Annotated in this window: 17 protein-coding genes and 1 pseudogene; 13 read left to right on the top strand and 5 right to left on the bottom strand. The window is 65.0% G+C overall.

Annotated elements, in window-relative coordinates:
• The first annotated feature begins 141 nt into the window (after nucleotides 1–141).
• The 3 genes from AC0L21_RS08300 (at nucleotide 142) to AC0L21_RS08290 (ending at nucleotide 2,955) form a co-directional block, all read left to right on the top strand.
• On the top strand, nucleotides 142–816 hold the full coding sequence (locus AC0L21_RS08300; protein ID WP_473260034.1) for a response regulator transcription factor: 675 nt from the start codon (nucleotides 142–144) through the stop codon (nucleotides 814–816).
• On the top strand, nucleotides 813–2,189 hold the full coding sequence (locus AC0L21_RS08295) for a sensor histidine kinase (protein WP_473260032.1): 1,377 nt from the start codon (nucleotides 813–815) through the stop codon (nucleotides 2,187–2,189). Before AC0L21_RS08300 ends, AC0L21_RS08295 begins: the two co-directional genes overlap by 4 nt.
• A gap of 103 nt (nucleotides 2,190–2,292) precedes the next feature.
• Nucleotides 2,293–2,955, top strand: a complete 663-nt coding sequence (locus tag AC0L21_RS08290; RefSeq protein WP_473260030.1) for a class I SAM-dependent methyltransferase — start codon at nucleotides 2,293–2,295, stop codon at nucleotides 2,953–2,955.
• Between the two features lie 5 nt (nucleotides 2,956–2,960).
• Here the strand turns inward: AC0L21_RS08290 and AC0L21_RS08285 are convergent, their stop codons facing one another.
• The 3 genes from AC0L21_RS08285 to tpiA all read right to left on the bottom strand — a co-directional run bounded on the left by AC0L21_RS08285 (nucleotide 2,961) and on the right by tpiA (nucleotide 6,041).
• Nucleotides 2,961–4,592 carry a CTP synthase gene (locus AC0L21_RS08285; protein WP_007590604.1) on the bottom strand — a complete coding sequence of 544 codons (1,632 nt, stop codon included), beginning with the start codon at nucleotides 4,590–4,592 and terminating at the stop codon, nucleotides 2,961–2,963.
• Between the two features lie 166 nt (nucleotides 4,593–4,758).
• Nucleotides 4,759–5,145, bottom strand: a complete 387-nt coding sequence (secG, locus tag AC0L21_RS08280; RefSeq protein ID WP_007590603.1) for a preprotein translocase subunit SecG — start codon at nucleotides 5,143–5,145, stop codon at nucleotides 4,759–4,761.
• 140 nt (nucleotides 5,146–5,285) lie between these two features.
• A complete protein-coding gene (gene tpiA, locus AC0L21_RS08275; protein ID WP_473260027.1) occupies nucleotides 5,286–6,041 on the bottom strand; it encodes a triose-phosphate isomerase in 756 nt (251 codons plus the stop codon).
• 223 nt (nucleotides 6,042–6,264) lie between these two features.
• Between tpiA and AC0L21_RS08270 the strand changes: the two genes are divergently transcribed.
• Genes AC0L21_RS08270 through moaC form a run of 4 tightly spaced genes read left to right on the top strand, consistent with a single transcriptional unit; the run spans nucleotide 6,265 to nucleotide 10,529 of the window.
• On the top strand, nucleotides 6,265–8,163 hold the full coding sequence (locus tag AC0L21_RS08270; RefSeq protein WP_473260024.1) for a peptidylprolyl isomerase: 1,899 nt from the start codon (nucleotides 6,265–6,267) through the stop codon (nucleotides 8,161–8,163).
• 14 nt (nucleotides 8,164–8,177) lie between these two features.
• Nucleotides 8,178–9,191 carry an anthranilate phosphoribosyltransferase gene (gene trpD, locus AC0L21_RS08265; RefSeq protein WP_473260022.1) on the top strand — a complete coding sequence of 338 codons (1,014 nt, stop codon included), beginning with the start codon at nucleotides 8,178–8,180 and terminating at the stop codon, nucleotides 9,189–9,191.
• A 7-nt stretch (nucleotides 9,192–9,198) separates the two neighbouring features.
• Nucleotides 9,199–10,017: an indole-3-glycerol phosphate synthase TrpC gene (trpC, locus tag AC0L21_RS08260; RefSeq protein ID WP_473260019.1), complete on the top strand. Its 819-nt coding sequence runs from the start codon at nucleotides 9,199–9,201 to the stop codon at nucleotides 10,015–10,017.
• Entirely contained in the window at nucleotides 10,017–10,529 is a 513-nt protein-coding gene (gene moaC, locus AC0L21_RS08255) for a cyclic pyranopterin monophosphate synthase MoaC (protein ID WP_473260017.1), read from the top strand. The genes trpC and moaC overlap by 1 nt, the downstream gene beginning before the upstream one ends.
• A gap of 9 nt (nucleotides 10,530–10,538) precedes the next feature.
• Here moaC and AC0L21_RS08250 read toward each other — a convergent pair.
• A pseudogene (locus AC0L21_RS08250) lies at nucleotides 10,539–10,681 on the bottom strand (Flp family type IVb pilin).
• Nucleotides 10,682–10,793: 112 nt separating this feature from the next.
• On the opposite strand from AC0L21_RS08250, the gene AC0L21_RS08245 reads away from it, so the two are divergent.
• Nucleotides 10,794–13,526: a bifunctional diguanylate cyclase/phosphodiesterase gene (locus AC0L21_RS08245; protein WP_473260015.1), complete on the top strand. Its 2,733-nt coding sequence runs from the start codon at nucleotides 10,794–10,796 to the stop codon at nucleotides 13,524–13,526.
• A gap of 144 nt (nucleotides 13,527–13,670) precedes the next feature.
• Here the strand turns inward: AC0L21_RS08245 and AC0L21_RS08240 are convergent, their stop codons facing one another.
• The gene (locus AC0L21_RS08240; RefSeq protein WP_473260013.1) at nucleotides 13,671–15,008 is read right to left on the bottom strand and encodes a S41 family peptidase; all 1,338 of its coding nucleotides are present in this window, start codon (nucleotides 15,006–15,008) and stop codon (nucleotides 13,671–13,673) included.
• A gap of 302 nt (nucleotides 15,009–15,310) precedes the next feature.
• On the opposite strand from AC0L21_RS08240, the gene AC0L21_RS08235 reads away from it, so the two are divergent.
• The 5 genes from AC0L21_RS08235 to lexA all read left to right on the top strand — a co-directional run bounded on the left by AC0L21_RS08235 (nucleotide 15,311) and on the right by lexA (nucleotide 19,729).
• The gene (locus AC0L21_RS08235) at nucleotides 15,311–16,444 is read left to right on the top strand and encodes an alpha-hydroxy acid oxidase (protein WP_473260011.1); all 1,134 of its coding nucleotides are present in this window, start codon (nucleotides 15,311–15,313) and stop codon (nucleotides 16,442–16,444) included.
• An 8-nt stretch (nucleotides 16,445–16,452) separates the two neighbouring features.
• Nucleotides 16,453–17,085 carry an HAD family hydrolase gene (locus tag AC0L21_RS08230; protein WP_473260009.1) on the top strand — a complete coding sequence of 211 codons (633 nt, stop codon included), beginning with the start codon at nucleotides 16,453–16,455 and terminating at the stop codon, nucleotides 17,083–17,085.
• 154 nt (nucleotides 17,086–17,239) lie between these two features.
• Nucleotides 17,240–17,431 carry a hypothetical protein gene (locus AC0L21_RS08225; protein ID WP_473260006.1) on the top strand — a complete coding sequence of 64 codons (192 nt, stop codon included), beginning with the start codon at nucleotides 17,240–17,242 and terminating at the stop codon, nucleotides 17,429–17,431.
• Nucleotides 17,432–17,640: 209 nt separating this feature from the next.
• Nucleotides 17,641–18,852, top strand: coding sequence for a molybdopterin molybdotransferase MoeA (locus AC0L21_RS08220; RefSeq protein ID WP_473260004.1), 1,212 nt, complete (start codon nucleotides 17,641–17,643; stop codon nucleotides 18,850–18,852).
• 175 nt (nucleotides 18,853–19,027) lie between these two features.
• A complete protein-coding gene (gene lexA, locus AC0L21_RS08215) occupies nucleotides 19,028–19,729 on the top strand; it encodes a transcriptional repressor LexA (RefSeq protein WP_106945054.1) in 702 nt (233 codons plus the stop codon).
• The last annotated feature ends 106 nt before the right edge of the window (nucleotides 19,730–19,835 follow it).

Genomic DNA, 19,835 nt, shown 5'->3' with positions numbered 1-19,835 from the left:
TTGAGGCCCGCTCGGCCGCCCCCGGTGGCGTTCCGCGCATGGCTAGAGTCCGCTCAAGCCGCTTCTCGAGAGCCGGTTCCCGCAATGCTGCCGCAATGATACGGCCGCTAGATTGGCGCGATTGAGGTTGAGGTGCGGATCATGCGGATTTTGCTCGTCGAGGACGAGGCCGAAATGGCCGACGCGCTGGCGTCTGCGCTGAGGCGTTACGACATGGTGGTGGACCACGCCCCCACGCTCGCCGAGGCGGAGGAGGCCATTTCTGCCGACGTCCACGCCGCCGTCCTGCTCGATCGCCAGCTTCCCGATGGCGACGGTCTCACCCTGATCCCGAAACTGCGGGCGCGTGCCGACGGCGTGCCGATCATCGTGTTGACGGCGCGCGGCGAACTCGCCGACCGGGTCGCCGGACTGGACTGCGGGGCGGATGATTATCTGTCCAAGCCGTTCGCGGTGGAGGAGTTGCTGGCGCGGCTGCGCGCCGTGCTGCGCCGGCCCGCCGGGATGCAGCCCGACATCATGCACGCCGGTCGCATCGCCTTCGATTTCGGCCATCGCGAGGCAAGCATCGACGGGGCTCCGCTCGAGCTGCCGCGCCGCGAGCTCCTCGTGCTGGAAGCCCTGGTCCGTCGCATGGGCCGAACCGTACTGCGCTCGGCACTGGAAGAAGCCGTCTACAGTTTCGACGACGAGATCCAGTCGAATGCGCTCGATACGCACGTGTCACGACTGCGCCGCAAACTCTCGGAAGCCGATGCGCGCGTGGAGATCCACGGCATCCGCGGCGTCGGCTATCTCTTGAAGAAGCTGCCATGAGCAAGCACCACGATCCCTATTGCCTGCGCTCGCGGCTGAGCTGGCGCCTGCTGTCGCTCCAGGCGGTGCTGCTGACGGCGCTCGTTGCCGTCGTCGTCGGGGCATTGAGCGCGTCGGGGTTCGTGATCGCCGGGCGCGACGAAGATCGCGTGATCGACATCGTCCAGCGCGCGCTCGCGCGCGACGCGCAAGGCGACCTGGTCCTGCGGTCGACGACCGAACTGAAACAATTGCGCAGCGAGACCCCCGATCTCTGGTTCCTGGTCCGCGACAGGCAGGGACATTCACTCAGCGAAGGCGCCGTGCCGGCCGAATTCGCCGCCATCGGCAGCAGCCTCGACCAGATCAGCCAGGCGCGGCTCGGTTGGCAGCTGTTGGAGGACGACCCGCGTAAGCCCCCGGCGCGGCTGAAGCGGGTCGACACCGACGCCGGCAATGTGCAGATCATCACGGCGACGCAAGGCAAGCTCACCGGCGCCAAGGCTTTGTTCATGACTTCGCTTGCATTGCTCGGCATCGCCCTGCCCGGCCTGCTCCTCATGGGAACGGCGACGTTCATCGCCACACCGATGATCGTGCGGCGCGCCTTCGAGGCGCTCGATGCAACGGCGGACCAGGCGCGGCGCATCGACATCCATCAACGCGGCGCCCGGCTGTCGCTGGACCGAATTCCGCTGGAGGTCGTACCGCTCGTGACCGCGGTCAACGACGCGCTGGCGCGACTAGACCAGGGCTATGCCCGCCACAAGCGATTCGTCGCCGATGCCGCACACGAGTTGCGCACGCCAATCGCAATCCTGAACACGCGACTGGAGTCGCTCCCCGCGGGGCCGGACAAGACCCGGCTGCTGGAGGATTCCGCGCGGCTGGCTACGCTTGCCGAGCAACTGCTGGACATTCAGCGGCTCGACCGCTGCGGCCATCCCTTCACGCGCGTCGACCTCGTTGCAATCGCGCAAAGCGCGGCCGCGGATCTCGCGCCGCTGGTCATTGCCGCCGGCTACGAGCTGGCGCTCGACGCCCCCTCCACGCCGGTCGAAACGATCGGCGATGCGGCGGCGCTGGAGCGCGCGCTGACGAACCTCGTGCAGAATGCGATCCAGCACGGCCCTCGCCGTGGTACCATCGGCATTCGTGTCAGCAGGCCCGCGAGCATCGAAGTCACGGACGAAGGCGCCGGCATCCCGGCCGATCAGCGCGAACAGATATTCGAGCCGTTCTACCGGCTGTCACCGCTCGATCGCGGTGCCGGCCTCGGCCTCAACATGGTGCGCGAGATCGTGCTCCTGCATGGCGGCCACATCTCGGTCGCGGACGCAGCGATCGGCGGCGCGTGCTTCAGCATGTCACTGCCGCCAGTCCGGGAGAATTGACGCAATCAGCGTGCGGCACGCAATGCTGTCGCAATGCACTCAAGCGATTGTTCGGCCGCCTCACCGCTGATCTGCGAGGCGCAACCAAGATGCCGGAGTGCGCATGCCCAACGATTTCCTCTCGTTCTTCCTGTCATGGATGTCAGCCCCGCGCCGCGTCGGCGCGATCGCGCCGTCAGGCGCGGCGCTGGCCGATCTCATCACCCGCGAGATCACCGCATCGACCGGTCCTGTTCTCGAGCTCGGCCCCGGCACGGGCGCATTTACCTACAAGCTGCTCAAACGCGGCGTGCGTCAGCAGGACCTCACGCTGATCGAATACGGCTCCGACTTCATGAAGGTGCTCCAGATGCGTTTCCCCAACGCGCGCGTCTTGTGGATGGATGCGGGGCGGCTGGCAACGGAGCGCCTCTATGAGGGCGCGCCCGTCGGCGCGGTCGTGAGCGGCCTGCCGCTGCTCAACATGTCGACGCGCAAGGTCGTCTCGATCGTCGGTGGCGCGTTCAGTCACGTCCGCCCCGGCGGCGCGTTCTACCAGTTCACCTACGGCATGAGTTGCCCGATCCCGCGGCCCGTGCTCGATCGGTTAGGCTTGCGCGCAAAGCTGGTGGATCGTGCCCTGCTGAACGTGCCGCCGGCCGCCGTCTACAAGCTGACGCGGCGGCCGCAGATGAAGCTCGTCACGGGATCGCTTGCGCCTGATACGTCCATGCCGGCCGCGCCGGAGCCGATACATCTCGGGCGTGACTGCACCGCCACGCCCTGAGCCGATTACACCAGGCGGCTCTGCACCATCGCTGCCCGAATGAACGACGCGAACAGCGGATGCGGCTCGAAGGGGCGCGACTTCAGTTCGGGATGGAACTGGACGCCGATGAACCAGGGGTGATCTTCGTACTCGACGATCTCCGGCAGCACGCCGTCGGGCGACAGGCCGGAGAATTTCAGCCCGTGCTGCTCGAGGCGATCCTTGTAGGCGGTGTTGACCTCGTAGCGATGGCGGTGGCGCTCGGAAATCTCGGTCGCGCCGCCATACACCTCGGAGACGCGGCTGCCGCGATTGAGCGCCGCGGGATAGGCGCCCAAGCGCATCGTGCCGCCGAGATCGCCGGCGTTGGTCCGCTTCTCAAGCTCGTTGCCGCGCAGCCATTCCGTCATCAGGCCGACCAGGGGCTCCTTGGTCGGGCCGAACTCGGTGGAGTTGGCCTCCTCGATCCCGACAAGATTCCGAGCGGCCTCGATCACCGCCATCTGCATGCCGAAGCAGATGCCGAAATACGGCACGTCGCGCTCGCGCGCGAACTGCGCCGCGCGAATCTTGCCTTCGGCGCCGCGCTGGCCGAATCCACCGGGCACCAGAATGCCGTTGACGTGCTCGAGGAACGGCGCGGGATCTTCCTTCTCGAAGATCTCGCTTTCGATCCAGTCGAGATTGACCTTCACCTTGTTGGCGATGCCGCCATGCGAGAGCGCCTCGATCAGCGACTTGTACGCATCCTTCATGCCGGTGTATTTGCCGACGATGGCGATGGTGACGTTGCCCTCGGGATTGCGGATGCGCTCGTTGATCTGCTGCCAGCTCCGCAGCTCCGGCGGAATCCGCGAGCCGATGCCGAAGGCGGCCAGCACTTCGTCGTCGAGGCCTGCCGCATGGTAAGCCTGAGGGACCGCGTAGATGCTGTCGGCGTCGCGCGCCTCGATGACGGCGCTCTCGCGCACGTTACAGAACAGCCCGAGCTTGCGCCGTTCCTCCTTGGGGATCTCGCGATCGGTACGGCAGAGCAGGATGTCCGGCTGGATGCCGATCGAGCGCAGCTCCTTGACGGAGTGCTGCGTCGGCTTTGTCTTCAGCTCACCGGCGCTCGGGATGTAAGGCAGCAGCGTCAGATGAATGTAGATGGCGTGATCGCGCGGCAGCTCGTTCTTGAGCTGGCGGATCGCCTCGAAGAACGGCAGGCCCTCGATGTCACCGACGGTGCCGCCGATCTCGACCAGCACGAAGTCGTAATCGTCATTGCCGTCGAGGACGAAATCCTTGATGGCGTTGGTGACATGCGGAACCACCTGGATAGTCGCGCCGAGATAATCCCCGCGCCGTTCCTTGGAGATGATGTCCTGATAGATACGCCCGGTCGTGATGTTGTCGGCCTTGGTCGCTGGCCGCCCGGTGAAGCGCTCATAGTGACCGAGATCGAGGTCGGTCTCCGCGCCGTCATCGGTCACGAACACTTCGCCGTGCTGATACGGCGACATCGTTCCGGGATCGAGGTTGAGATAGGGGTCGAGCTTGCGGAGGCGGACCTTGTAGCCCCGGGCTTGCAACAGGGCACCGAGTGCCGCTGAAGCCAGACCCTTGCCGAGCGAAGAAACCACGCCGCCGGTGATGAATATGTACCGCGCCATGGGGCTTAACCTCTAATCCCTCGAATTCGATTCGCCAAAGCGATTCGTATTCCGCCCCAAACATTTTGCGGGGCTGTGGGTGAGCCAGAACTGAGAGTGGTGACAGAGCCTTGATGGGGATTGTTGATGCAGGACGGTAGAAGCCGCCCTGCATGGCCCCCCTGCTTTATTGCGAACGCGGTACCTGCGGGCCGCTCGGTGCCGGCGCCTGCTGCTGCTCGTCGGCCTTCTTCAGCGAATCCAGGATGCCGCCCGAGGTCGGCGGCGCGATAGGCCCGCCACCGGCCGGCTGGGTCTGCGACGCCGGCGCGCCGATGATCGACGACGGCTTGCGGTCGTAGCCGGCATACCAGGACAGGAACAGGCTGGTGAGGAAGAAGCCGACCGCCAGGATCGCGGTGGTCCGCGTCAGAAGGTTCGCGGTGCCGCGGCTCGACATGAAGCCTGCGCCACCTCCCATGCCAAGGCCCCCGCCTTCGGACTTCTGGAGCAGGACGGCGCCGATCATGACGGTGACGATCATGAGGTGAATGACGATGACAACAGTCTGCATAGTGTCCTTCCGTCACAAGCCGACAGCGCCGAGACGGCGGCCAATCGTGCTTCGCGGGTTTTCCTGAAGTTGCGCGGTGTTACACGATCAGACGGGTCATTGCCACCCCCGATCGGCCGGGTCCTAAGGTTTGAAGTTAGCTAGGGACAGCCCTGCGCAATCGCAAGGAAATCGACCGCCTTCAGGCTGGCCCCGCCGACCAGCGCGCCATTGACGTTCTTCACGGCCATCAGCTCCGCCGCGTTCGACGGCTTGACCGAGCCGCCATAGAGGATCCGCATCCCGGCGCCGTCGGCCTTGAACCTGGAGGTCAAGAATTCCCGGATAAAGCCATGAATCTGCTCGACATCCCGGGATGTTGGGGTCAGGCCGGTGCCGATTGCCCAGACCGGCTCATAGGCCACGACCAGATTGGCGGCGGTCGAGCCAGCCGGCAGCGAGCCGTTGAGCTGGCCGCGCAGGATATCGAGGGTGTGCCCCGCATCGCGCTGGCCTTGCGTCTCGCCGATGCAGACGATCGCCGTCACCCCGGCGCGCCAGGCGGCCTCGGCCTTCTGCCGGATCAGGGCATCGCCCTCGCCATGGTCGGCGCGGCGCTCGGAATGGCCGACGATGATCGCGGTCGCACCCGAATCCACAAGCATTTCGGCGGCGATGTCGCCGGTATGGGCGCCGGAGGCCTTGGGGTGGCAATCCTGGGCTCCCACCGCGACCTTCTTGCCGCGGGCCTTTTCGGCGAAAGCTGCGATCAGGGTCGCCGGCGGGCAAACCAGCAGATCGGCTTTGCCGGCCACTTCTGCCGCACCATTGAGCATGGCGTCGAATTCGGCAGTCGAGGCCTTCAGGCCGTTCATTTTCCAATTGCCGGCGATCAGGGGGCGGATGGCATCGGTCATGTCAGATTCCAGCAAAATTTGGCTTGTTCATGCGCTAGCAGAGGTCCCGTGGCAGTTCCAGAGACCAGGGGCTTTTAACCGCAGGGATCGAAAGCCTGCCGGACCCGAGGTTGCGGGGGGAAAGCCACCACTTTATGATGATTGATCAATTTGGTGACGCGCTTTTGCGGAATCTGCATTAAGACGCGCTCCCGTTCCCCTCCTGCCAAACAAGTTGGACCAAATGCTTCGAGGAATGCGTAAGGCCTCATCAAACTGGCTCGGCAAGACCATTATGGCCGTTGTGATGGGCGTGCTGATCATCAGTTTCGGCGTTTGGGGCATTGCCGACATCTTCAAGGGCTTTGGACAATCCACCGTGGCCAAGGTCGGCGGCACCGAGATTTCGCTGAACGAGTTCCGCCAGATTTACACCGATCGCCTCCAGCAGATCAGCCGTCAGTTCGGCCGGCCGCTGTCGCCTGAACAGGCGCGCGCCTTCGGCCTTGACCGTCAGGTGCTCCAGCAGACGATCGCGGAAGCCGCCCTCGACGAAGAGGCGCGCCGGCTCGGGCTCGGCCAGTCCGACGACCAGATCCGCCAGCTCATCATGAACGACCCGAACTTCAAGGGCGTCGGCGGCAACTTCGATTCGAACCGCTTCCAGTCCGTGATCCGCAATTTCGGCTATACCGAGCTGCGCTACGTCTCGGAGCAGCGCAAGGTCTCGCTGCGCCGACAGATCACCGGCACGATCGGTGCCGGCCTCGAGCCGCCGAAGGCGATGCTCGACGTGCTGACGCGCTTCCAGAACGAGCAGCGCGCCATTGAATTCGTCAGGCTCGACGCAGCCCAGGCAGGCACCATCGACGCGCCATCGCCCGAGGCGCTCGCGGCCTATTTCGAGGATCACAAGGTCCAGTTCCGCGCGCCCGAATATCGCAAGATCGCGTTCGTCGTGGTCTCGCCGGAGGAGATCGGCAAGTGGAGCGAGGTGTCGGACGAGGACGCCAAGAAAGCGTTTGACCAGCGCAAGGACCGGCTCGGCACGCCGGAGAAGCGCCAGATCCAGCAGATCGTATTTCCCAACGCCGCCGAGGCGCAGGCCGCGCGCGAGCGGCTCACCAGCGGGACGTCGTTCGAGGACCTCGGCAAGGAGCGCGGACTGAGCGCGTCCGACGTCGATCTCGGGCTCGTGACCAAGTCGTCGCTCGATCCCGCAGTTGGAGACGCCGTCTTCGCGCTTCCCGCCGGTGAAATCAGCCAGCCGATCCAGGGCCGTCTCGGCACGTCGATCGTTAAGGTCGAAAAGATCGAGCCGGGCGTGGAGGCGAACTACGCGAGCGTTGCCGCCGACATCAAGCGCGAGATCGCCACCGAGCGCGCGCGCGTCAAGGTCGCCGATCTCCGCGACAAGATGGAAGACGAGCGCGGCGGCGGTGCCAGCGTGGTCGACGCGGCGCAGAAGCTCGGCCTCACTGCCGTGACCATCGACGCCGTCGACCGTTCCGGTCGCGCCCCGAGCGGTCAGCCGGTCACCGGCATTCCGCAGGGCCTCGACGTGGTGTCGCAAGCCTTCAACACCGATGTCGGGGTCGACAACGACTCGATCTCTTTCAAGGGCGGTTATGTCTGGTACGACGTGCTTGCCATCACGCCCTCGCGCGACCGCAATCTCGACGAGGTCCACGATCAGGTCGAGGCGCGCTGGCGCCAGGACCAGATCGCGACCAAGCTGAAGGCCAAGGCGACCGAGATGGTGCGGAAGCTCGAATCCGGCGCCAAGCTCGCCGACGAAGCAGCCGCGATCGGCGCCAAGGTCGAGACCGCCACCGGCTTCAAGCGCGACGACTCGCCCGCCAGCGTGCCCGCAGCCGTCGTGTCGGCCGCCTTCCGCGTCGCCAAGGACGGCGTCGGGCAGACGGCAGTGACCGGCGGCACCGAGGTGATCGTGTTCCGCGTTGCCGAGATCATCGATCCCACCGTCGATGCCGCTTCCGATGCCGTCAAGAAGCTGAAGGACAGTCTCGACCGCGCGCAGACCGAGGAGCAGGTCGCTTCCTACGTCAACAAGCTTGAAACCGACATCGGGACCACCATTAATCAGGCCGCCTTCGCGCAGGTGACCGGCGCGAACCAGTGAGTTGAAAGCACGCGATGGACGACCTGAAATCGATCATTGGAAAAGTGGCGACCGGCGCCAGCCTGTCGCGTGACGAAGCGGCTTCCGCCTTCGACGCCATGATGTCCGGCGAGGCTACGCCCTCGCAAATGGGCGGCCTGCTGATGGCGCTGCGGGTGCGCGGCGAGACCGTGGACGAGATCACCGGCGCTGTCTCGGCAATGCGCTCCAAGATGCTCACGGTCGATGCGCCCGCGGACGCGGTCGACATCGTCGGCACCGGCGGCGACGGCTCCGGCTCGGTCAATGTTTCGACCTGCGCCTCCTTCATTGTTTCGGGCGCCGGTCTGCCGGTGGCCAAGCACGGCAACCGCGCGCTGTCGTCGCGTTCGGGCGCCGCCGACGTGCTGGCTTCGCTCGGGGTGAAGATCGATCTGAGGCCCGAACAGGTCGGCCGCTGCATACGCGAATGCGGCATCGGCTTCATGTTCGCCCCCGCCCATCATCCCGCCATGAAGAACGTCGGCCCGACCCGGGTGGAGCTTGCGACACGCACGATCTTCAACCTGCTCGGTCCTTTGTCCAATCCGGCCGGCGTGAAACGGCAGATGGTCGGCGTGTTCTCCCGGCAATGGGTGCAGCCGCTGGCGCAAGTGCTCAAGAACCTTGGCTCCGAATCCGCTTGGGTCGTGCACGGTTCCGACGGCCTCGACGAAATCACCCTCACCGGCCCGACCTTCGTCTCCGCGCTCCACAATGGCGAGATCCGGAATTTCGAGGTGACGCCGGAGGACGCGGGCCTGCCGCGCTGCGAGGCCGGAGCACTCAAAGGCGGCGACGCCGACGCCAACGCTATCGCCTTGCAGAGCGTGCTCGACGGCAAGCCGAGCCCCTATCGCGACGTCGCGTTGATCAACGCCGCTGCCGCATTGGTCGTGGCGGGGCGTGCCAGGGATCTCAAGGAAGGTGTCGTGATCGGCGCAAAATCGCTCGACAGCGGCGCGGCGAGCGCGCGGCTGAAACATCTGATCGCGGTCTCGAACGGCTGAGCCTGACATGTCGGACATCTTGACCAAGATTGAAGCCTACAAGCGCGAGGAAATCGCGGCGGCCAAGCGCGCGCACCCGCTGTCGGCGGTGGAGGCGAAGGCCAGGGCGCAAGCAGCACCGCGCGGCTTCGTGCACGCGATCAAGGCCAAGCACGCCAATGGCGACTTCGCGCTGATCGCGGAGGTCAAGAAGGCCTCGCCGTCAAAGGGCCTGATCCGCGCCGATTTCGATCCGCCGCTGCTGGCCAGGGCCTATGAGGCCGGCGGCGCTGCCTGCCTGTCGGTGCTGACGGACACGCCCTCGTTCCAGGGCCATCTCGACTTCATGGTGGCGGCCCGCGCGGCAACGTCACTGCCGGTGCTGCGCAAGGATTTCATGTTCGACACTTATCAGGTGGCGGAGGCCCGCGCGCACGGCGCCGACTGCATCCTGATCATCATGGCGGCGCTCGATGATGCCACGGCCAAAGAGCTCGAGGATGCCGCCATCGCCTATGGCATGGACGTGCTGATCGAGATCCACGACCGCGCCGAGCTTGACCGCGCGCTGAAGCTACGTTCGCAGATGATCGGCGTCAACAATCGCAATTTGCGCACCTTCGAAACCACCCTTGCGACCAGCGAAACATTGGCGCCGCTGATTCCCGGCGACCGGCTGATGGTCGGCGAGAGCGGCATCTTCACGCCCGCCGATCTCGCCCGGCTCGAGCGCGTCGGCATGTCGACCTTCCTGGTCGGCGAGAGCCTGATGCGGCAAGCCGACATTGCCGCTGCGACCCGCACGCTGCTGGCGCGCGAGACCGCGCGCGCCACGGGCACGAACTGATGGCGCGTAAGCCCGCAAAGGCCAAACCGACCAAGGCCGGCCCTGCCCTCACCCATATCGGCGCCTCCGGCGAGGCGCGGATGGTTGACGTGTCGGACAAGCCCGCGAGCGAGCGGCTCGCGGTCGCGGAAGGACGTGTCGTGATGACCAGGGCGACGCTTGACCTGATCGTGTCCGGCAACGCCAAGAAGGGCGACGTGCTCGGCACCGCCCGCATCGCCGGCATCATGGCCGCCAAGCGCACCGCGGAACTGATCCCGCTCTGCCATCCGCTCGCGTTGTCGAAGGTGACGGTCGAGATCGAGCCCGACGCGAAGCTGCCGGGCTGCCTCGTCCGCGCCAGCGTGAAGGTCACCGGCCCGACCGGCGTCGAGATGGAAGCCCTCACCGCCGTCTCGGTCGCCTGCCTCACCATCTACGACATGATCAAGGCGGTGGAACGCGGCGTGCGGATCGAAGGCATCCACCTGGTCGAGAAGCTCGGCGGCAAGTCCGGCCACTACCGCGTCTGATTGGCGCTGCTACGTCAGCGACGCGCTGATCGAGCCGAATTTGAATTGAGCTTGCTGCCCAGGCAGTTCACGACAGCGGTAATCGCAAGCGCGATGCCGGCGGCGATCAGGCCATACTCGATCGCATATTGATTGCTTTTGTAAGCGTCCATTCACGGCGCATTAACCCAGCTTGCTAACTTCGCCTCCACTCCGTTCCCGTAAACCAACGGATGTTTCCGGGGCCAGGAATTGACCCTGACGTGTGCACGACAACGATCGATCATGATGACGGGATTCGGCAGTCGCCTTTTGGACCAGGCCTTCGTGCGCAGCGGACCAATCCGCTGGCTGGTGGTGGGCGGCACGCTGCTGATCGCTGCGATCGCCGTCGGCGCGACGCTGATGGCGCAGAATTTCCGCGAACGTGCGTTGCGCAGCTCCGGCCGCGAGCTGGAAAACACCGTGCTGATGCTGGCCCATCATTTCGACCAGCAATTGCAGGATTTCGCAGTCATCCAGAAAGATTTCGTCGACTACGTCCGCGCGAGCGGCATCACCAGTGCGGCGGACTATCGCAAACGCCTCTCCGGCCAGGACCTCCACCGGATGCTGCGTTCGAAGATCGAGGCGCTGCCCTACATAGGCGGACTCAATATCATCGATGCCGAAGGCAATTTGATCAATTCGTCGACGGCATGGCCGGCCCCGAACGTGAGCGTTGCCGATCGCGCCTATTTCCGGACCTTCCGGTACGATCCCAACGCTCCCGAAGTCCTGATCGAACCACTCTACAGCCGCATCTCCGGCGCCTGGACCATCCTGATCGTGCGCAAGGTCGTCGGACCGAACGGTGAATTCATGGGTGTGGTCGGACGCGGCATCGAGCCGGCAAACTTCGAAAAATTCTTCGAGTCCGCCGTGCTCGGCGAAAGCACGACGATCTCCATGCTGCACCGGGACGGCACGATGCTCGCGCGTTATCCCCATTCCAACGAATTGATGGGGCGGAATTTCAAGAACGGTCCGTTCGCGCATCAAAGGGTTTTCGGGCTCGACCATTTTGCCGGCCGCTTCATGAGCCCCGTCGACGGCGAGGACCGGCTGATTTCCTCACACGCCCTGCCTCACTTCCCGATCCTGATGATGGCCACCACGGCGCGCGCGACGGCCCTCACGGACTGGCGCGAGCAGATCGGCATCCTGATCTCGGTTGCCGCCTCTTCCGCGCTCGCCATCGCGGGCGTGCTGATCGCGATCGTACGCAAGCTCCTTGAGCAGCATCGCCTTTCGCGGGAACGGCTGACGCTGGAAAAGCAGCGCCTCGACCGCGCCGTCAACAACATGACCCAGGGCCTGCTGCTGTTCGACGCCTCGCAGCAGCTCGTGATCTGCAATCAGCGCTACATCGAGATGTACGGACTGTCGGCCGAAATCGTGAGACCCGGCAGCAGCTTCCACGACATCATTGCGCACCGCAAAGCCACCGGCTCGTTCACCGGCGATGTGGACCAATATGTCGCGCGGGTCCTGCGCGACATCCATGTGCGCAATTCCATGGTGGTCGAGACCTCCGACGGTCGCTCGATCCAGATCGTCAACGAACCGCTCACGGACGGCGGCTGGGTGGCGACGCATGAGGACATCACGGAGCGCCGGCGCATCGAGGAGCGCATCACCCATCTCGCTCATTACGACGCGCTGACCGACCTGCCCAACCGCACCATGTTCCACGAGCATCTGCGTCAGGAACTCAATCTGGTCGCCGGGGGCGAACAGCTCGCGGTGCACTACATCGACATCGACGAGTTCAAGGGCGTCAACGACGCGCTCGGACATCTCGTCGGCGACGAGCTCCTGAAGTCGGTCGCGCAGAGCCTCCGGCGGTGTGCGAGTCCGGCGGACTTCGTGGCGCGCCTCGGCGGCGACGAATTTGCCATCGTCCAGAGCGCGGTAACGTCGCTGGATCAGGTCAACGAGCTCGTCGCGCGGGTGTTCGAGGCCATCCGCGCGCCGTTCGACTGCATGGGACATCATCTTGCCACCGACGCCAGCATCGGCATCGCGCTGGCGCCGCAACATGGAACGGCGCTGGACCAGATCCTGAAGAACGCGGATATGGCGATGTACGCGGCCAAAGCCGCAGGGCGTCGCACCTATCGCTTTTTCGAACCGGAGATGGACGCCAAGATCCACGAGCGGCGGCAGCTCGAGATCGACCTGCGCCACGCCATCGCTCAAGGCGGGCGCGAAGGCGGCCTCGAAGTTTATTACCAGCCATGCCTCAGCCTGAAGGACGACCGCATCACCGGCTGCGAGGCGCTGGTGCGCTGGCGCCATCCCGTGCGCGGCATGGTCTCGCCGGCCGAGTTCATCCCGATCGCCGAGGACACGGGCCTGATCAACGAGATTGGCGAATGGGTGCTGGCGACCGCCTGCCGGGACGCGGCGAACTGGCCCGACGACATCCGCCTCGCCGTCAACGTCTCGCCGGTGCAGTTCAAGAGCGGCACGCTGGCGCTGAAGATCATGGCGGCGCTTGCCGCCTCCAATTTGCCGGCGAGCCGGCTCGAGCTCGAGATCACCGAGGCGGTGCTGATCCGCGACGACGACACCGCGCTTGCGATCCTGCATCAACTCCGCGCCATCGGCGTCCGCATCGCGCTCGACGATTTCGGCACCGGCTACTCCTCACTGAGCTATCTGCATCGCTTCCCGTTCGACAAGATCAAGATCGACCGCTGCTTCGTCGACGACATCGCCGGCCCCGATGGCTCCGCCAGCATCGTGCAGGCCGTCGTCAATCTCGCGGCCGCCCGCCGCATGACCACCACGGCCGAGGGTGTCGAGACCGAGGAGCAGCAGCGTCTGCTGCGCGCGCTCGGCTGCTCCGAGATGCAGGGCTATCTGTTCAGCGCGGCGAAGCCGGCCGACAAGGTGCTGGAGCTGTTCGCGGTCCATCGCAGCCGTCTCGCACAGCGCGGCGGCAACGAAGGCCGTCGCCGCGAGGCAAGCTAGTCATCCGTTGGAATGTGTGAGGAAGCGCTTCGTAGGTGGGCAAAGCGAAGCGTGCCCACCTCTTGTCTCGCCGCGGATGCAGAACCGGTGGGCACGGCGCTTACGCTCCTTTGCCCACCCTGCGGCATCTCGACAGGCGATCAATTAGTTCGGCACCGCAGCCTTCGACGCCGGCTTGGCGGCGACCGCATTCGCGGTTTGGCCGTGCAGGAAGTCGTAGGCCGTATGCAGGGCCTTGTCGTCTTTGGCTTCCGGCGGGACATAGGACTGCGACCCGGTCTGCTCGGTGCCATCGGCCGCCTGGAGATGACCGCGCATCTGGGACTCCGCCATGGTGTCCATCCGGCCCTTCAGCTCGGCCGGCACGTCCTGGAGGATCTCGATGTCGGGCGCGATGCCCTGGGCCTGGATCGAGCGGCCCGAAGGCGTGTAGTAGCGCGCCGTGGTCAGCGCCAGCGCGCCGTTGCCGGTGCCGAGCGGAATGATGGTCTGCACCGAGCCCTTGCCGAACGAGCGCGTGCCGATCAGCGTCGCGCGCTTGTGGTCATGCAGGGCGCCGGCCACGATCTCCGAGGCCGAGGCCGAGCCGCCGTTGACGAGAACCACCAGCGGCTTGCCCTTGGTGAGGTCGCCACCATGCGCGGTGAAGCGCTGGGTCTCTTCCGGATTGCGGCCGCGGGTCGAGACGACCTCGCCACGCTGCAGGAACGCGCTCGACACCGATACGGCCTGGTCGAGCAATCCGCCTGGATTGTTGCGCAGGTCCATCACGTAGCCCACCAGCTTCTCCGGCGGAACCTCCTTGGCGATCGATGCGATCGCCTTCTTCAGGCCATCGGTGGTCTGCTCGTTGAACGAGGTGACGCGGATATAGCCGATATCGCCGTTCTCGACATGGAAGCGCACCGGGCGCACATGGATGATCTCGCGCTTGATCGCGACGTCGAGCGGGGCGTCGGCCCCCTTGCGCACGATCGTGAGCTTGGTCTGGGTCTCGACCGGCCCCTTCATCTTGTTGACGGCCTGCTCGAGCGTCATGCCCTGCACGGCATCGCCGTCGATCTTGCTGATGAGGTCGCCGGACATGATGCCGGCCTTGGAGGCCGGCGTGTCGTCGATCGGCGAGACGACCTTGACCAGCCCCTCCTCCATCGTGACCTCGATGCCGAGCCCGCCGAACTCGCCGGAGGTGGTCTCCTGCATCTCGGTCCAGGCCTTGTCGTTCATGTAGCGCGAGTGCGGATCGAGCGAGGTCACCATGCCGGTGATCGCGCCTTCGATCAGCTTGGCATTGTCGGGCTTCTCGACATAGCTCGCCTTCACCCGCTCGAACACTTCGCCGAACAAATTGAGCTTGGAATAGGCGTCATCCGCGCTCGCTGCCGCCCGTGCCGCCCATACGCCGCCGTGCGGACTGGCTACCAAAAGGGTCAGACACGCTCCGGTGAGCGCGCCCAGTGGAAACAGCAGGGTTTTCCGCATGAATAGGCTGGCCTTTTTGCTTCGCGGTTCGGTGGGGCTGGAGAGCCGCCATGCAAATGGCGATCCAGCCTGCTTCTCACAATACCATTCTGGTTTCTTCAAGGCCGGGATGCCACGCCGGCGGGTACACCGTAAAAATCCCCTCGTCCGGACCTAAACTTTCGGCAACGTTGCAGGACCCGGTTCGTGCGCAGCGGGGGGCGGCCGGCCCACGCCTCGCAGCCATGCCATTTTAGGATGGTTTTGGCGCCCCGGACGGGTTAGGCGATGAGGGAAGGCTTCAAATTCTCGGGAGGATAACAATGAACGAGGCACCCCGCATCCAACCGGAAAGGAACGTCGAGCTCGGCGCCAGCACCGAGCCGTTCCAGAATCTGCATGAATTCATCCGGAAAGCCCGCGCCAACCTCAACCAGAATGCCTGGGACTATATCGTCGGCGCGGCCGAGACCGAGACCACGATGCGTCGCAACCGCACGGCGCTGGACGAGATCGCCTTCCGCCCGCGCGTGCTGCGCGATGTCCGCAAGGTCACCGGCTCGGTCGAGCAGTTCGGCCGCAAGATGCGCCTGCCGGTCTTGCTCGCCCCCGTCGGCGCGCTCGAGATCTTCGACCCGGATGGTGCGGCGAGCGTGGCACGCGCCTGCGGCACTTTCGGTGCGGCGCACATGCTCAGTTCGGTGTCCGAGCCCGGCCTGGAAAAGACCGCCGAAGCTGCGCCCGACGCGCTGCGCCTTTACCAGCTCTATGTGCGCGGCGACGACGCCTTCGTCGCCGACGTCGTCAGCCGGGCCGAGAAGAACGCCTATGCCGCCTTCTGCCTGACCGTCGACACCGCTCATTACAGCCGTCGCGAACGTGACATCGCCAAGCGCTACGTTCGCGAGAGCCGCCTGCGCGCCACCGGCGGCGACTACCAGAAGGGTCTGGAGTGGCGGACCGTGAAGATGATCAAGGACAAGTTCAAGATCCCGCTGATCCTCAAGGGCATCGCGACGTCAGAGGACGCACTGATCGCGATCGATCACGGCGTCGAATGGATCTACGTCTCCAACCATGGCGGCCGTCAGCTCGATCACGGTCGCGGCGCCTTGCATGTCCTGCCCGAGATCGTTGACGCCGTGAAGGGCCGCGCCAAGATCATGGTCGATGGTGGCGTCTGTCGCGGCACCGACATCGTCAAGGCAATCGCGGCGGGCGCCGACCTCGTCGGCATCGGCCGGCTGCAATGCTGGGCGTTGGCGGCCGCCGGCGAAGCCGGCGTGGCGCGCATGCTGGAGCTGCTCGAGGACGAAGTGCTGCGCTGTCTCGGCCTCCTGGGTGCGACCTCGTTCGCCGAGGTCAACAAATCCTGCCTGCACCAGGCGACCGCAACCAACGCGCCGAGTGTGTTCAGCGCGTTTCCGCTGTTCGACCACGAGCCATATCGATACTGAGTGAAAGGATGCAGGTGACATCGCTGTCTCCCGGAGCTGCGGATGCGCTCCTGTTCGATCTCGGCCGCGTGGTGCTCGATATCGATTTCTCCAAGGCAATCGCCTGCTGGGCGGGACATGCCGGTTGCGAGCCCGAATCCATCGTCGCGCGCTATGTGCGGGACAGCGAAGCCTATCGGTTGCACGAGATGGGGAAGATCAGCGATGAGGACTATTTCGCCTCATTGCGAGCCTCGCTCGGAATCGGCATTTCGGATGCGCAGTTCCTGGAAGGCTGGAACGCGATCTTCGCCGGCGAAATGCCTGATATCGCCGAGCTGCTGCCGCGGGCAGCGAAGCAGATCCCGCTCTACGCCTTCTCCAACACCAACCGGCCGCATGTGGACCATTTCTCGAGGGAATATGCCGACCTCCTCGGCCATTTCCGCGAGCTGTATTTGTCGTCCAGCATCGGCCTGCGCAAGCCGGACGCGAAGGCCTTCGACCACGTCGTTGCGGCGATCGGCGTGCCCGCCGGGCGTATCGTGTTCTTCGATGATCTTGCCGAAAATATCGAGGGAGCGCGGGCGCGCGGCTTGACGGCGGTGCATGTGACCTCGCCCCGGGACGTCGGGAACGCATTGAAGGCATTGGGCATCTGACGACTATCTGTCGTCGCGAAACCCGACGGGAACAATTTTGAAAAAATTGAGGAACCCGATCACTTTGTGCATTTTTGTACAGAGTTCCCGGAACGGAATACCGCCTTCCGGACTCTTAGAGTCCGCTGGGACTTCTACGGACGGATGCATCATCGTGTTGGGCAAGACCTACCTCACCAAGCAGGCCTCTCTTCTTCTTGAATTCGCCAGGACAACTTCAGATTCGGATCTTTCCGCCAAGCTTGTGAGCAAGGCCGCCGATCTGAAATCCCAGGCCGATCCGTTGCCCGACAAGGATAAGGGATCCAAGGCGCCCGACGTAACATCCGGGCAGGCAGGCAGCTGATCGATGCAGGCCGGTGATTTCGTGGCTTCGATGACCACTTTCCTGCCGATCTCTCACGTTCTTCGGATCATGCCGCGACGCGCTTGATCCCGGCTTCCGGAACGATGCGAAGCGGCGGGATGACTGCCCCCGTTTTTGCCTCTGCGCCCGCGCTCGGCTAGAAGACTTGCGGAACATTCGCCCGAACGTGCCGAGCAGGAGTTTTCGCCGTGGCCTTGATGCCGGTTTCCGACGCGCTCGCCGCGGTGCTGGCGGATGCAGAGCCACTGCCGGAAGAAATGATTTCGCTCGACGAGGCCTACCATCGCGTGCTCGCGCGTGACGTCGCGGCGCGGCGCACGCAGCCGCCGCAGGCGATGTCGGCGATGGACGGTTACGCGGTGCGGGCGGCCGACGCCGCGACGATCGATTCGGAGCTCACCGTCATCGGCGAAGTCGCGGCGGGCCGACCGTTCGCCGGGAGGGTCGGCGCCGGCGAGGCCGTACGGATCTTCACGGGCGGCGTCATTCCCGGTGGCGCGGATGCCGTCGTGATCCAGGAAGACACTGTTGTCGCCGGCAAACGTATCACGATCAAGGAAGCCGCGATCGCCGGACGGCACATCCGCCCAGCCGGTATCGATTTCCGCGAGGGCGACGTGCTCCTGCGCAAGGGAAGCCGTCTCACCGAGCGCGACCTCGCGCTCGCCGCCGGCATGAATCATCCGCACCTTGCCGTTTTCAGGCGTCCGAAAGTCGCGATTCTCGCCACGGGCGACGAGCTGGTGATGCCGGGCACCACGCCCGGCCACGGCCAGATCGTCTATTCCAACGGCTACGCCCTGCACGCGCTCGCCCGCAGCGAGGGCGCCGAGACCATCGACCTCGGTATTGCCGCCGACACGCTGGAGGCGACCACCGCCGGCATCCGCAGCGCCCGTGAGAGCGGCGCCGACGTCCTGATCACGACCGGCGGCGCATCGGTCGGCGACCACGATCTGGTCCAGCAGGCGCTGCGGGACGAAGGCATCGCGATAGCGTTCTGGAAGATCGCGATGCGGCCAGGCAAGCCGATGATGCACGGACGGCTCGGCGCAATGGGTGTGATCGGCCTGCCGGGCAATCCCGTGTCGTCCTATGTGTGCGCTTTCCTGTTCATGGTGCCGCTGATTCGCGCCCTGTCGGGCCGTTCGGTGATTCACCATCACCGTGAACGCGCCGTGCTCGGCCGCGACGTCGGCACCAACGACCAGCGCGAGGACTATCTGCGCGCGCATCTGGAGGAGCGTGACGATGGCACGCGCGTCGTTCTTCCCGTCAATCATCAGGACTCTTCGCTGCTTGCGAATCTCGCTGCAGCACAGGTACTTCTCGTGCGCGCACCGTTCGCGCCGAAGGCCGAAGCCGGCACGGCTTGCGAAGTGTTGCGGCTCCCCGTCTGAGCGTCCGGCAATGCGCGTTCCGCGAACTTTGCTCTGTTCACGGTAAATTAAGCAGTTGCGGAACATGTATCGAACATATAGTGTCCGTTCATGATTTGTTTCGAGCATGTAGCGGCTTATAGCCGAATTCAGCGTCTCGGAATCGGACGACATCAACCGGGGGACTTTGGTCGAGATGTTAACGCGCAAACAATACGAGCTTCTGCGGTTCATCAGTGAACGTCTGAAGGAAAGCGGCGTGCCGCCCTCCTTCGACGAGATGAAGGATGCGCTCGATCTGCGCTCGAAGTCGGGCATCCATCGCCTGATCACGGCGCTCGAGGAGCGTGGCTTCATCCGACGCCTGCCCAACCGCGCCCGTGCGATTGAAGTCATCAAGCTGCCGGAGCTCCAGGCAGCCGCAGGCAGCCGACGCGGCTTCACGCCGAGCGTCATCGAGGGCAATCTCGGCAAGGTGCGTGCGAGCTCCAGCCTGCCGGCTGACGAGGGCGAGCGTCCCGTGGCGGTGCCGGTGATGGGCCGCATCGCGGCCGGCACGCCGATCGAGGCGTTGCAGACCCGCAGCCATACTATCAGCGTACCGCCTGACATGCTCGGCTCCGGCGAGCATTACGCGCTCGAAGTGCGCGGCGATTCCATGGTCGAGGCCGGCATCCTCGACGGCGACATGGCGCTGATCCAGCGCAACGAGAGCGCCGATACCGGTGACATCGTGGTGGCGCTGATCGACGACGAGGAAGCGACGCTGAAGCGCTTCCGCCGTCGCGGCGCCTCGATCGCGCTCGAGCCCGCCAACGCAGCCTATGAGGTCCGCATCCTGCCGCCCAACCGGGTGAAGATTCAGGGCAAGCTGATCGGGCTTTACCGGAAGTACTGATACCGGAAGTGCTTCATACCTGAAGTGCTTGGCGCCTCGCGCGCTTCCGACCGGCATCGCCGGTCAGAGATTGGAGCGGATCATCGTCCGCTCCGGCTGGATAGTC

It is taken from the genome of Bradyrhizobium sp. WSM4873, from assembly GCF_055811355.1.
The sequence above is the reverse complement of the archived record's forward strand: the minus strand, read 5'-3'. Positions and strand labels throughout refer to the sequence as shown.

What these genes read in the sequence shown, in the direction of transcription:
- AC0L21_RS08235 (WP_473260011.1), top strand. Translation starts at nt 15,311, where the DNA reads ATGAACGAGGCACCCCGCATCCAACCGGAAAGGAACGTCGAGCTCGGC.
- AC0L21_RS08270 (WP_473260024.1), top strand. Translation starts at nt 6,265, where the DNA reads ATGCTTCGAGGAATGCGTAAGGCCTCATCAAACTGGCTCGGCAAGACC.
- trpC (WP_473260019.1), top strand. Translation starts at nt 9,199, where the DNA reads ATGTCGGACATCTTGACCAAGATTGAAGCCTACAAGCGCGAGGAAATC.
- tpiA (WP_473260027.1), bottom strand. Translation starts at nt 6,041, where the DNA reads ATGACCGATGCCATCCGCCCCCTGATCGCCGGCAATTGGAAAATGAAC.
- moaC (WP_473260017.1), top strand. Translation starts at nt 10,017, where the DNA reads ATGGCGCGTAAGCCCGCAAAGGCCAAACCGACCAAGGCCGGCCCTGCC.
- AC0L21_RS08230 (WP_473260009.1), top strand. Translation starts at nt 16,453, where the DNA reads ATGCAGGTGACATCGCTGTCTCCCGGAGCTGCGGATGCGCTCCTGTTC.
- AC0L21_RS08245 (WP_473260015.1), top strand. Translation starts at nt 10,794, where the DNA reads ATGATGACGGGATTCGGCAGTCGCCTTTTGGACCAGGCCTTCGTGCGC.
- lexA (WP_106945054.1), top strand. Translation starts at nt 19,028, where the DNA reads ATGTTAACGCGCAAACAATACGAGCTTCTGCGGTTCATCAGTGAACGT.
- AC0L21_RS08295 (WP_473260032.1), top strand. Translation starts at nt 813, where the DNA reads ATGAGCAAGCACCACGATCCCTATTGCCTGCGCTCGCGGCTGAGCTGG.
- AC0L21_RS08290 (WP_473260030.1), top strand. Translation starts at nt 2,293, where the DNA reads ATGCCCAACGATTTCCTCTCGTTCTTCCTGTCATGGATGTCAGCCCCG.
- trpD (WP_473260022.1), top strand. Translation starts at nt 8,178, where the DNA reads ATGGACGACCTGAAATCGATCATTGGAAAAGTGGCGACCGGCGCCAGC.
- AC0L21_RS08300 (WP_473260034.1), top strand. Translation starts at nt 142, where the DNA reads ATGCGGATTTTGCTCGTCGAGGACGAGGCCGAAATGGCCGACGCGCTG.
- AC0L21_RS08285 (WP_007590604.1), bottom strand. Translation starts at nt 4,592, where the DNA reads ATGGCGCGGTACATATTCATCACCGGCGGCGTGGTTTCTTCGCTCGGC.
- secG (WP_007590603.1), bottom strand. Translation starts at nt 5,145, where the DNA reads ATGCAGACTGTTGTCATCGTCATTCACCTCATGATCGTCACCGTCATG.
- AC0L21_RS08240 (WP_473260013.1), bottom strand. Translation starts at nt 15,008, where the DNA reads ATGCGGAAAACCCTGCTGTTTCCACTGGGCGCGCTCACCGGAGCGTGT.